1 protein-coding gene is annotated in these 13,684 nt (G+C 72.6%); it reads left to right on the forward strand.

The annotated features are described in order from the left end of the window. Nucleotides 1-81 precede the first annotated feature (81 nt). The coding region (locus ACFYW8_RS37775) for a type I polyketide synthase (protein WP_389089558.1) at nt 82-13,684 on the forward strand (13,603 nt) is incomplete at its 3' end.

The raw sequence follows: 13,684 nt of genomic DNA on the forward strand, positions 1-13,684 counted from the left end.
CCCGGTCGAACCGAGCGCCTGTGCCGTGGCCGGCACGATGCGGTGCCTTTTCATTCTCTGTGCGGGTGGGTGGAGTGCAATATGGTCGAGTCCGAGCTCAGCGGAATGGTGAATCGGTCCGGTTCGGCTTCGGCGGATTCGGCCGATGGTATAGCTGTGATCGGCTTGGCGTGCCGACTGCCGGGGGCCGCCGACCCAGCCGCCTTCTGGCGGCTGCTCAGCGAGGGCGCGGACGCGATCACCGACGTCCCCCCGGACCGGTGGGACGGGGCCGCGGTGGGTGACGCCGACCCGTCCGCACCCGGCAGGACCGACATCCGACGGGGAGGATTCCTCGACCGCATCGGCCACTTCGACGCCGGGTTCTTCGGAGTCTCCCCCAAGGAGGCCGCCGCCATGGACCCGCAGCAGCGGCTTGTGCTGGAGCTGGTCTGGGAAGCGCTGGAGGACGCGCACGTGCGTGCCGGGACGCTGCGCTCCACCCGGACCGGGGTATTCGTCGGCGCCATCTGGGACGACTACGCGACCTTGCACCACCGCTCCGGGCTCACCGCCATCTCCCCGCACACCGTGACCGGCCTGCACCGCAGCATCATCGCCAACCGGGTCTCGTACTTCCTCGGGCTCAACGGCCCCAGCCTGACCGTGGACTCCGGCCAGTCCTCCTCTCTGGTCTCGGTCCACCTCGCCTGCGAGAGCCTCCGCGAGGGCGAATCGACGATCGCCCTCGCGGGCGGCGTGAACCTCAACATCGTTCCCGAGAGCGCCATGGGCGCCGCCAAGTTCGGCGGCCTGTCCCCCGACGGCCGCTGCTTCACCTTCGACGCCCGCGCGAACGGCTACGTCCGCGGCGAGGGCGGCGGCATCGTCGTGCTCAAACCTCTCGCCCGGGCCGTCGCGGACGGCGACCCCGTCTACTGCGTGATCCGCGGCAGCGCGGTCAACAACGACGGTGGCGGCGACGGGCTGACCGTGCCGCTGCAGGCGGGGCAGGAACAGGTGCTGCGTCTCGCCTACGAGCGGGCCGGGATCGACCCCGCCCACGTCGGCTACGTGGAGTTGCACGGCACCGGCACCAAGGTCGGCGACCCCGTCGAGGCAGCCGCGCTCGGCGCAGTGCTCGGTGCGGGACGCGAGCGCGGCCGCCCACTGCGGGTCGGCTCGGCCAAGACCAACGTCGGCCACCTGGAGGGTGCCGCCGGCATCACCGGCCTGCTGAAGGCCGCCCTGTCGCTCAGCCACCGCGAACTGCCCGCCAGTCTCAACTTCGAGACGCCGAACCCGGCGATCCCCCTGAACCGGTTGAACTTGCGGGTGCAGACCGAGCACACGTCGTGGGAGAGCCAGGAGGACCGCCCGCTGCACGCCGGCGTCAGCTCGTTCGGCATGGGCGGCACCAACTGCCACATCGTGCTGGCGGAACACCGGGCGACCGCGGCGACTGCGGCGGCAGAGGTGGCGGAGGCGGGTACGAGCGCGGCGCCGACCCCCTGGCCGCTGTCCGCCAGGACCGCGTCCGGGCTGCGCGCCCAGGCCGCCGCCCTGCTCGCACACGCCGAGGCGCACCCCGGTCTCGTCCTGCCCGACGCCGGCTGGTCGCTGGCCACCGGCCGCACCGCCTTCGAACACCGGGCGGTCGTCGTGGGCGAGGATCGCGACGACTTCCTGCGCGCCCTGCGAGAGCTGTCCACCGGCGGCATCGACGCCGCACTGACCACGGGCCGCACGGACCGCACGGGCGCGCGCGGCGAGCTCGCCTTCCTCTTCTCCGGCCAGGGCAGCCAGCGAGCCGGCATGGGACGCGAACTGGCCGAGGCCGTCCCCGCGTTCGCCACCGAGCTGGACGAGGTGTGCGCCCACCTCGACCCCTTGCTGCCGCGGCCGCTGCGCGAGGTCATGTTCGCCCCCGAAGGCACCGAGGAAGCGGCCGAACTCGACCGGACCCTCTACACGCAGACCTCGCTGTTCGCCCTCGAGGTCGCCCTGTTCCGGCTTCTGGAGAGCTGGGGCATCACCCCCGGCGTGCTCGTGGGCCACTCCATAGGCGAACTCGCCGCCGCGCATGTCGCCGGCGTCCTCTCGCTCGCCGACGCCTGCGCCCTCGTGGCCGCGCGCGGGCGTCTGATGCAGGCGCTGCCCGCCGGCGGCGTCATGATCGCCGTCCAGGCCACGGAGGACGAGGTCCGCGCCCGCATCGGCGACCGCACGGACCGCGTGAGCATCGCCGCCCTGAACGGACCGGACTCCGTCGTCGTCTCCGGCGACGAGGACCTCGCCGCCGGGATCGCCGACGCCTTCGCCGCCCTGGGCCGCAGGACCAGTCGGCTGAGGGTCAGCCACGCCTTCCACTCCCCGCACATGGAACCCATGCTGGCGGAGTTCCGCGACGTGGCCGAGGGCCTCACCTTCCACGCCCCGCGCATCCCGATCGTGTCCAACGTGACGGGCCGACTGTCAGAAGAGCCCTCGGAGTACGAAGGGTGCACGGCCGCGTACTGGGTCCGCCATGTGCGCGACGCGGTCCGCTTCGCCGACGGCATCGCCCGCCTCGACGAGCAGGGCGTCCGCACCTACCTTGAGCTCGGCCCGGGCGGCGTGCTCACCTCCATGGCCCGCGCCGGCGCTGACAGCGAGTCCCTGTTCGTCCCCGCCCTGCGCGCCCGTCGCCCCGAGGCGCAGGCCCTGCTTGCGGCAGTCGCCTCGCTGCACGTCCACGGCGTGGAGCCGGACTGGGACGCCCTGTTCGGCGGCGGGCGAGACGCACGCCGCAAGGTCGCACTGCCCACCTACGCGTTCGAACGGCAGCGGTACTGGCTGGACGGCGACACCACGTCGTCCGTCGCCACCACCGGCTGGGCTCCCGTGGCTCCGGAGCCGGACGCCATCGCCATCGCCGAGACCGACAGCACGCCCCTCGGAGCCCTGGGCCGACGGCTGACCGGACTGCCCCGGTCCGAACGTGACGAGGCCGTGCTCGACCTGGTCCGCGCACACATCGCCGCCGTCCTGGGCCACGCCGAAGCCCGCCAGGTCAAGACCGAGTGGACGTTCAAGGACCTCGGCTTCGACTCGCTCAGCTCGGTGGAACTGCGCAACCAACTGGGCGAGGCCACCGGCCTGCGCCTGCCCAGCGGGCTGCTGTTCGACCACCCGACCCCTGCCGCGCTCGCCCGCCACCTCGCCGCCCGGTCCCTGGGCGGCGAGGACACGGCGGCCTCCGCGTCCGCGACGCCGGCCGACCCCGACGAGCCCATCGCCATCGTGGCCATGAGCTGCCGTCTGCCCGGCGGGGTGAGTTCCCCCGAGGACCTGTGGCGGCTGGTCGTCTCAGGTGGCGACGCCATCTCCGGATTCCCGGCGGACCGCGGCTGGGACGTCGAAGCGCTCTACGACCCGGAGCCCGGGACGCTCGGCAAGTCCTCGACGCGGCACGGCGGCTTCCTGCACGAGGCGGCCGAGTTCGACGCCGGCTTCTTCGGCATCAGCCCCCGCGAGGCCGCCGCGATCGACCCGCAGCAGCGGCTGGTCCTGGAGACCGCGTGGGAGGCCTTCGAGCGGGCCGGCATCGACCCGGCCACGCTACGCGGGAGCCGGGCGGGCGTGTTCATCGGCGCGACGGCACAGGACTACGGCCCCCGGCTGCACGAGCCGGCCGACGGCATCGAGGGCTACCTGCTGACCGGCACGACGACCAGCGTCGCCTCGGGCCGCGTGGCCTACTCGTTCGGTCTCGAAGGCCCGGCGGTCACCGTGGACACGGCCTGCTCGTCCTCGCTGGTGGCGCTGCACCTGGCCGTCCAGTCGCTGCGGAGCGGCGAGTGCACGATGGCCCTGGCCGGCGGCGTCACCGTGATGTCCACGCCCGGCATGTTCGTGGAGTTCAGCCGTCAGCGGGGCTTGTCGGCGGACGGCCGGTGCAAGGCGTTCGCGGCCGGTGCGGACGGTACGGGCTGGGCCGAGGGCGCGGGCATGCTGCTGGTGGAGCGGCTCAGCGACGCCCGGCGCAACGGTCACCGGGTGCTGGCCGTCGTGCGGGGCAGCGCGGTGAACCAGGACGGCGCGTCGAACGGACTCACGGCGCCCAACGGCCCCTCCCAGCAGCGCGTCATCCGCCAGGCCCTGGCGGCCGCCGGACTCGCGCCCGCGGACGTCGACGCCGTGGAGGCGCACGGTACGGGCACGCGGCTCGGCGACCCGATCGAGGCAGAAGCCCTCATCGCCGCTTACGGCCAGGGACGGGACGGCGACCGGCCGTTGTGGCTGGGCTCGCTGAAGTCGAACATCGGCCACGCCCAGGCCGCGGCGGGCGTGGCCGGTGTGATCAAGATGGTCATGGCGATGCGGCACGGTGTGCTGCCGCAGACCCTGCACGTGGACGAGCCGACGCCGCACGTGGACTGGTCGGCCGGTGATGTCCGGCTGCTCACCGAGGCCGTGGAGTGGCCTGCGACCCACGCGCCGCGCCGCGCCGCCGTGTCGTCCTTCGGCATCAGCGGCACCAACGCCCACGTCATCGTCGAACAGGCCGCGACGAGCGACGAGCCCGCCCGCGAGACGGCCGTTACGGGGCCGGTGCCGTGGGTGCTGTCGGCGAAGAGCGATGGGGCGCTGCGGGAGCAGGCGGGCCGGTTGCTGTCCTTTCTGGACGCCGATGGCGTCGATGGCGTCGATGACGCCGATGGCGTCGGGGGCGCTGGGGTTCGGCCGGAGGATGTGGCGTTCTCGCTGGCGACGTCGCGGTCGGTGCTGGAGCGCCGTGCGGTGGTCGTGGGGGAGGAGTTCGGGGAGTTCCGGCAGGGGTTGGAGGCGCTTGCTTGCGGTGCTGCTGTGGTGGGTGGTGCCGTCGGGGGCAAGGTCGGGTTCTTGTTCTCGGGTCAGGGTTCGCAGCGGTTGGGGATGGGGCGTGAGCTGTACGCGGCGTATCCGGTGTTCGCGGCGGCGTACGACGAGGTGTGCGCACATCTTGAGGTCACGGTCGATGTTGGTTCGGAGGAGTTGAACCAGACCGGTTGCACCCAGCCGGCGTTGTTCGCGGTGGAGGTGGCGCTGTTTCGGTTGCTGGAGTCGTGGGGTGTGCGGCCGGATTATGTGGCTGGTCATTCGGTGGGTGAGATCGCGGCTGCGCATGTGGCGGGTGTGTTGTCGCTCGGGGATGCGGCGAGGTTGGTGTCGGCGCGGGCGGCGTTGATGCAGGCGCTGCCCGCTGGCGGGGCGATGGTGGCGGTGCAGGCGGCCGAGGACGAGGTGCTGCCGCATCTGACCGACGAGGTCGGGATCGCGGCGGTCAACGGGCCTCGGTCCGTCGTGGTCTCCGGTGCCGAGGATGCCGTGCTGGAGATCGCCGAAGCCTTCACTCGACAGGGCCGCAAAACATCTCGGTTGAAGGTCAGTCACGCGTTCCACTCGCCGTTGATGGATCCGATGCTGGAGGAGTTCGCCGAGGTCGTCAGTGGTCTGGCTTTCGACGAGCCGCGGATTCCCGTCGTTTCGAACCTCACCGGTCGGCTGGCCGAGGCGTACACGGCCGAGTACTGGGTGCGGCACGTGCGTGAGGCGGTCCGCTTCGCCGACGGCATCGAGACTCTGGGCGGTCTGGGTGTGAGCACGTTCGTGGAGATCGGTCCGGGCGGTGTGCTGAGCGGCATGGCGCAGGGCTGTGCGGACGACATCGTCACCGTTCCCGTGCTCCGGGCCGACCGTCCCGAGCGGCAGGCCGTCGTGACCGCGCTCGCCGAACTGCACGTCAGCGGTGCCGAAGTGGACTGGCACGCCTTCTTCCCGGGCGCCCGGCGCGTCGACCTGCCCACCTACGCCTTCCAGCGTGAGCGCTACTGGCTCGACGCGCCTCAGGCGACCGCCGGCGCCCCGGAGGCGATGGACGCCGAGTTCTGGGACTCCGTCGAGAGCGAGGACCGGGCATCTCTCGGTGCGCTCCTGGGACTGGAGCCCGCCGAACTGGGCGTGGTCGCACCCAAGCTGGCCGCCTGGCGCCGGCAGCGGCGCGAGCAGTCCACCGCCGACGGCTGGCGCTACCGGATCACCTGGCAGCCGCTCGGTGACATGGTCGGGGCCGCTCCGTCGGGGACCTGGCTCTACGCGGTCTCCGAGGAGACCGCGTGGACCGAGGCGATCCGCGCCGGGCTCACGGAACTCGGCGTCGCGCTCGTACCGTTCGCCGTGGGCGAGGACACCGACCGCGACGTGCTCGCCCGGGCGTTCGCCGACGCCGGGCACGAGCAGGCCGACGGCATCCTGTTCGCCGCAGCACAGGGAGAAGCGGGGGCTGATGCCCTCCAGCGGCTCGTGTTGTTGCTCCAGGCCCTCGGCGACGCCGGGATCGAGGCCCCGCTGTGGTGTCTGACCAGCGGCGCGGTGTCGACCGGCACGACGGACCTGCTGACCGACCCCGTCTCCGCCCAGCTCTGGGGCCTGGGCAGGATCGTCGCCCTGGAACAGCCGCAGCGCTGGGGCGGGCTCGTCGACCTGCCTGCCGAGCTCGACTCCCGCGCGCTGGAGCGACTGGTCGGCGTGCTGGCCCAGGCCGACGAGGACCAGCTCGCCGTACGCGCCTCCGGAGTGTCCGGCCGCCGCCTCGTGCGCGCGCCGCAAAGCACGGAACCCGCGGACGCACCCTGGTCGCCGCGCGGCACCGTGCTCGTGACCGGTGGTACGGGTGCGCTGGGCGGGCACGTGGCCCGCTGGCTCGCCGGTGCCGGTGCCGAACACCTGGTGCTCACCGGCCGCCGGGGCCCCGACACCCCGGGCGCCACCGAACTCAAGGCGGAACTGGAGGAGTTGGGCGCCCAGGTCACCGTCGTCGCGTGCGATGCGGCCGACCGCGACGCGCTCGCCGAGTTGTTCGGCCGGCACACCGTGAACGCCGTGGTGCACACCGCAGGCGTACTCGACGACGGTCTGGTCGAATCGCTCACGCCCGAGCGCCTCGACCACGTGCTGCGCCCCAAGGTGGACGCAGCGCTCAACCTGCACGAGCTCACCCGGGACCGCCAGGACCTCGACGCCTTCGTGCTCTTCTCCTCGATGACCGGTGTCTGGGGCAACGGCGGCCAGGGCGCCTACGGTGCCGCGAACGCCTTCCTCGACGCCCTCGCCGAGCAGCGCCGGGCGCAGGGCCTGCCCGCGCTGGCCGTTGCCTGGGGATCCTGGGCGGACGGAGGCATGGCCGACGGCGCCGCCGGTGACCATCTGCGGCGGCGCGGCGTACGGGCGATCGCGGCCCTTCCCGCGATCGCCGTGCTGCACGGTGCGCTGACCCACGGCGAAACCTCCGTGACCGTCGCGGACGTGGACTGGGACCGCTTCGTCCCGGCCTTCGCCGGCACGCGCCCCTGCCCGCTGCTGCAGGGTGTACCCGAGGCCCGCAAGGCCCTCGAAGTACGCGCCCAGGCCGCGCAGAAGGCCGAAGTGCCCGCGTCCGCGCTGGTCCAGAGCCTCCTCGGCGCCACGCCGGGGGAGCAGAGCCGCATCCTGCTGGACCTGGTCCGCGAGCAGGCCGCCACGGTGCTCGGCCACACTGGCAAGGGCGCCTTCGAAGCCGACCGGACGTTCCGCGAGACCGGCTTCGACTCGCTCACCGCCGTCGAACTGCGCCACAGGCTCAACACGGCCACCGGCCTCAAGCTGCCCACCACCTTGGTCTTCGACCACCCGACCCCCACCGCCCTCGCCCGTCACCTGGGCGTGGAACTCCTCGGCCGGCACGGGCCGGCGGCGGATGCCGCGCAGGCGACGGCCGCCGCCGCGGCCGACGAGCCCCTCGCGATCGTCAGCATGAGCTGCCGCTTCCCCGGTGGCGTCCAGTCGCCGGAGGACCTGTGGGAGCTGCTGAGCTCCGGCCAGGACGCGATGTCCGGCTTCCCCGCCGACCGCGGCTGGGACATCGACGCGCTCTACGACCCCGACCCCGACCGACCCGGCAAGACGTACGCGCGCGAGGGCGGCTTCATCCAGGGCGCCGACCGCTTCGACGCCGGTCTCTTCGGGATCTCGCCGCGCGAGGCGCTGGCGATGGACCCGCAGCAGCGGCTGCTGCTGGAGACCGCGTGGGAGGCCTTCGAGCGCGCCGGTATCGCCCCCGCCTCCGTCCGCGCCAGCCGCACCGGTGTCTTCATCGGCACCAACGGCCAGGACTACGCCAACGGACTGCGCAATGCGCCCGAGGAGATCGAGGGGTACGCGCTCACCGGCAAGGCGGCCTCGGTCGTCTCCGGACGCATCTCCTACACGTTCGGCCTGGAGGGTTCGGCGGTCACGGTCGACACGGCGTGCTCGTCGTCGCTCGTGGCCCTCCATCTCGCCGCTCAGGCCCTGCGGAGCGGCGAGTGCACGATGGCCCTGGTCGGGGGCGTCACCGTCATGACCACGCCGGACCTGTTCGTGGAGTTCAGCCGGCAGCGCGGTCTGTCGCCCGACGGGCGGTGCAAGTCGTTCGCGGCCGGTGCCGACGGTACGGGTTGGGGCGAGGGCGTCGGTCTGCTGTTGGTGGAGCGGTTGTCCGACGCCCGTCGGAACGGCCACGAGGTACTGGCCGTCGTGCGGGGGAGTGCGGTGAACCAGGACGGTGCGTCCAACGGTCTGACCGCGCCGAACGGTCCCTCGCAGCAGCGGGTGATCCGGCAGGCGCTGGCGTCCGCCGGGCTCACGCCGGCCGACGTGGACGCCGTCGAGGCGCACGGCACGGGCACGAGGCTGGGTGATCCGATCGAGGCGCAGGCGCTCCTCGCCACGTACGGGCAGGAACACTCCGACGACCGGCCGTTGTGGCTGGGCTCGGTCAAGTCCAACATCGGTCACACGCAGGCCGCCGCGGGTGTCGCCGGTGTGATCAAGATGGTGTTGGCGATGCGGCACGGCATGCTGCCGCAGACGCTTCATGTGGACGAGCCGACCGCGCACGTCGACTGGTCGGCGGGCGCCGTGCGGCTGCTGACCGAGCCGGTGCGATGGCCCGGGACCGCCAGGCCCCGCAGGGCCGCGGTGTCGTCCTTCGGCATCGGCGGCACCAACGCGCACACGATCATCGAGGAGGCGCCCGCCGCGGCCGTGGCCGACCCGGCCCGGGAACACCGCCCGGTGCCCCTGCCGTGGGTGCTCTCAGCAAAGAATGAAGTGGCGCTGCGGGCCCAGGCGGAGCGTCTACTGGCCTTCGTGACCGACGATGTGTCGCCCGTCGACGTCGGATTCTCGTCGGCCACGACGCGGTCGGCGCTGGAGCACCGGGCTGCGGTGATCGGCACCGACCCGGTCGAGTTGCGGGCGGGTCTTGAGGCCCTCGCGGCAGGCGAACCGGTGGCGAACGTCGTCGCCGGACGCGCTCACTCGGCGGGCAAGGTCGGGTTCTTGTTCTCGGGTCAGGGTTCGCAGCGGTTGGGGATGGGGCGTGAGCTGTACGCGGCGTATCCGGTGTTCGCGGCGGCGTACGACGAGGTGTGCGCCCATCTCGACGTCACGCTCGATGTCGACGCGGAGGAGTTGAACCAGACGGGTTGCACCCAACCGGCGTTGTTCGCGGTGGAGGTGGCGCTGTTTCGGTTGCTGGAGTCGTGGGGTGTGCGGCCGGATTATGTGGCTGGTCATTCGGTGGGTGAGATCGCGGCTGCGCATGTGGCCGGGGTGTTGTCGTTGGACGATGCCGTGAGGCTGGTGTCGGCGCGGGCGGCGTTGATGCAGGCGCTGCCCGCCGGTGGTGCGATGGTGGCGGTGCAGGCGGCCGAGGACGAGGTGCTGGCGCACCTGACGGACGGCGTCGGTATCGCGGCGGTCAACGGGCCTCGGTCCGTTGTGGTCTCCGGTGCCGAGGATGCCGTGCTGGAGATCGCCGAGGTCTTCGCCCGACAGGGCCGCAAAACATCTCGGTTGAAGGTCAGTCACGCGTTCCACTCGCCGTTGATGGATCCGATGCTGGAGGAGTTCGCCGAGGTCGTCAGCGGTCTGGCCTTCGACGAGCCGCGGATTCCCGTCGTTTCGAACCTCACCGGTCGGCTGGCCGAGGCGTACACCCCGGAGTACTGGGTGCGGCACGTGCGTGAGGCGGTGCGCTTCGCCGACGGCATCGAGACTCTGGGCGATCTGGGTGTGAGCACGTTCGTGGAGATCGGTCCCGGCGGTGTGCTGAGCGGCATGGCGCAGGGCTGTGCGGACGACATCGTCACCATTCCCGTACTCCGGGCCGACCGTCCCGAGCGGCAGGCCGTCGTGACCGCGCTCGCCGAACTGCACGTCAGCGGTGCCGAAGTGGACTGGCAGGCCTTCTTCCCGGGCGCTCACCGCGTTCCCCTGCCGACCTACGCCTTCCAGCGCGAGCGCTACTGGCTCGACGCCCCCGCCTCGGCCGGTGACCTGCGCGCGGTGGGGCAGGGCGAAGCCGGTCACCCGCTCCTCGGCGCCGCCGTGCCGCTGGCCGACGGCGACGGACACCTGCTCACCGGACGGCTCTCGACGCACACGCACCCGTGGCTGGTGGACCACGCCGTCAGTGGGGTCGCGCTCCTGCCGGGAACCGCGTTCGTCGAGCTGGCGATCACCGCTGCCGACGCCGTGGGCTGCGACCTGTTGGAAGAGCTGACATTGGAGACACCGCTGCTCGTGCCCGAGCGCGGCGGCGTTGCCCTGCAGGTGCGCGTCGGCGCCGACGACGGCTCGGGCCGCAGGCCGCTGACCGTGCACTCGCGGATCGACGACGGGGGCGTGTACGCCCACGAGGACGACTTCGAACGGGTATGGGTCCGGCACGCCTCCGGCTCGCTGACCGTCGCCGCAGGAGGGCCCGCGGACGGCTCGCTCACCGCGTGGCCGCCCGTGGGTGCGGAGCCGGTCGACGTCGACGGGTTCTACGACCGCCTCGCCGACATGGCGCTCGACTACGGCCCCGTCTTCCAGGGGCTGCGTACCGCGTGGCGGAGCGGGGACGACTTCTTCGCCGAGGTGGAGCTGCCCGGCACGGAGCGGACGGACGCCGGGAAGTACGGACTGCACCCCGCCCTGTTCGACGCCTCCCTGCACTCCGTCTGGCTGGGCGCGGTCGAGCCTGAGGCCGGGACGGGGAACGGACTGCTGCCGTTCGCCTGGAGCGGCGTGCGCCTGGCGGCTGCCGGAGCCTCCGAGCTGCGGGTGAAGGTCTCGCGCGTCGGCACCGGCACCTCCACGGTGTCGCTGGTACTGGCCGACGGCGCCGGTGAACCGGTCGCGCAGGTCGACTCGCTGACGCTGCGCCCGGCGCCCGCCGACCAGTTGCGCGCCGGTTCCGGCAGCGACGACGCGGTCTTCGGCCTGGAGTGGACGCCGTTCGGCCTGCCGTCCGCGCCGGACGGCATGAGGATCGAGACGTACGAGGATCTCGCCGCGCTCCGTTCCACTGACTCGCCGGCGGACAGCGATGCCGCAGCCGTCGCCGATGCCGTGGTCGTGCCCTGCCCGACCGGGACCGGTGCGGACCTGGCCACCCGGATCCGTGAGGTCACCCACGCCGTGCTGGAGCTGGTGCAGTGGTGGCTTGCCGAGGAACGTCCGGCGCGCCTGGTGCTGGTGACGCGTACGGGAGACCTCGCCCAGTCGGCGGTCCGCGGACTGGTGCGCTCGGCGCAGACCGAGAACCCCGACCGCATCGTGCTGGTGGAGACCGCCGGTGATGCCCGTGCCGACGTCGTCAGCGGTGTTGAGGGCACCCGTCTTGCCCGCGTGCTGCCCGGCATGATCGCGTCGGGTGAGCCGCAGGCCGCGGTGCACCCGGACGACGAGGTCCGGGTGCCGAGACTGGTCCGCGTCGCCGCGCCGAACGCGGAGCCGGAGCTGCCCGGCCTCGGCTCCGGCACCGTTCTGTTGACCGGCGCGTCGGGCGGGCTGGGTGGACTGTTCGCCCGGCACCTGGTCGCCGAGCACGGCGTCCGCAGTCTGCTGCTCGTCAGCCGCCGCGGCGGCGACGCACCCGGCGCGGCCGAACTCACCGCCGAGCTGACCGCGAACGGCGCCGACGTCACCTGGGCCGCGTGTGATGTGGCCGACCGCGACGCCGTGCGTGCACTCCTGACCGGCCCCGGGCAGAGCCTGTCCGCGATCGTCCACACCGCCGGCGTCCTGGACGACGGAATCATCGGCTCACTGACCCCCGAGCGGCTGGACGCCGTGTTCCGTCCGAAGGTGGACGCGGCGCTGAACCTGCACGACCTGGCGGGCGAGCTGTCCGGCGACCTGTCCGCGTTCGTGCTCTTCTCCTCGGTGGCGGGCACCCTCGGCACGCCCGGCCAGGCGAACTACGCCGCTGCCAACACCTTCCTCGACGCCCTCGCCGAGCACCGCCGTTCCGTGGGCCTGCGGGCCACGTCGCTGGCATGGGGCCTGTGGGCGCAGGACAGCGAGAGCGCCATGACCGGCAGCCTCGACCACACCGATCTCACCCGCATCAAGCGGATGGGCCTCGCCACGATTCCGCCGACGGACGGCCTGCGGATGTTCGACGCGGCATTGGCCATCGATCGGGCGGCAGTCGCCCCGATCCGGCTCGACACGTCCGCCTTCCGTGCCGGACGGGGGCAGCCCGTGCCGCCTGTCCTGCGCGGACTGGTGCGGGTCGCGCCGGTGCGGCGTACGGCGAGGACCGCGCCGAAGGGATCGCTGGGTCAGCGGCTGGCCGGGCTGCCGGAAGCCGAGCGCGAGCAGGTGGTGCTGGACCTGGTGCGTACCGAGGTCGCCGCCGTGCTCGGGCACGCCGCCGCGCAGTCGGTCGGCGCGGACGACTCGTTCAAGGACATCGGGTTCGACTCGCTGACCGCCGTCGAACTGCGCAACCGGCTCAACTCGGCCGTCGGTATGCGCCTGCCCGCCACCCTGGTCTTCGACCACCCGAACCCGCTTGCCCTCGCCCGCTTCCTCACCGTCGAAGCCGCAGGCGCCGGCGAGGCGGTGGCAGTCGTGCCGGCGATCCTCTCCACGCCCACCGGAACGGCGGACGAGCCGATCGCGATCGTGGGGATGGCCTGCCGCTACCCCGGCGGCGTGCAGTCGCCCGAGGACCTGTGGCAGCTGGTGTCCTCCGGCGGCGACGCCGTGTCGGGCTTCCCCGAGGACCGCGGCTGGGACGTGGAGCGGCTCTACGACCCGAACCCCGACCAGTGGGGCACCAGCTACACCCGAGAGGGCGGCTTCCTGCACGACGCGGCGGACTTCGACGCCGAGTTCTTCGGGATCTCGCCGCGTGAGGCGCTGGCGATGGACCCGCAGCAGCGGTTGCTGCTGGAGACGTCGTGGGAGGCGTTCGAGCGGGCCGGGATCGACCCGGCGACGGTACGGGGCAGCAGGACCGGTGTCTTCGCCGGCGTGATGTACCACGACTACGGCGGTCGCGTGCACACCTCGCCGGCAGGGCTGGAGGGCTACCTCGTCAACGGCAGCGCGGGCAGCGTCGCTTCGGGGCGTGTTTCGTACACGTTCGGGCTCGAGGGGCCGGCGGTCACGGTCGACACGGCGTGCTCGTCGTCGCTCGTGGCCCTCCACCTCGCCGCGCAGGCACTGCGGAGCGGTGAGTGCTCGATGGCCCTCGTCGGCGGTGTCACGGTGATGGCAGGCCCGTCCGTGTTCGTGGAGTTCAGCCGTCAGCGGGGCTTGTCGGCGGACGGCCGGTGCAAGGCGTTCGCGGCCGGTGCGGACGGTACGGGCTGGGCCGAGGGCG

This window comes from Streptomyces sp. NPDC002742, from assembly GCF_042888885.1.
Taxonomy (GTDB): Bacteria; Actinomycetota; Actinomycetes; order Streptomycetales; family Streptomycetaceae; genus Streptomyces.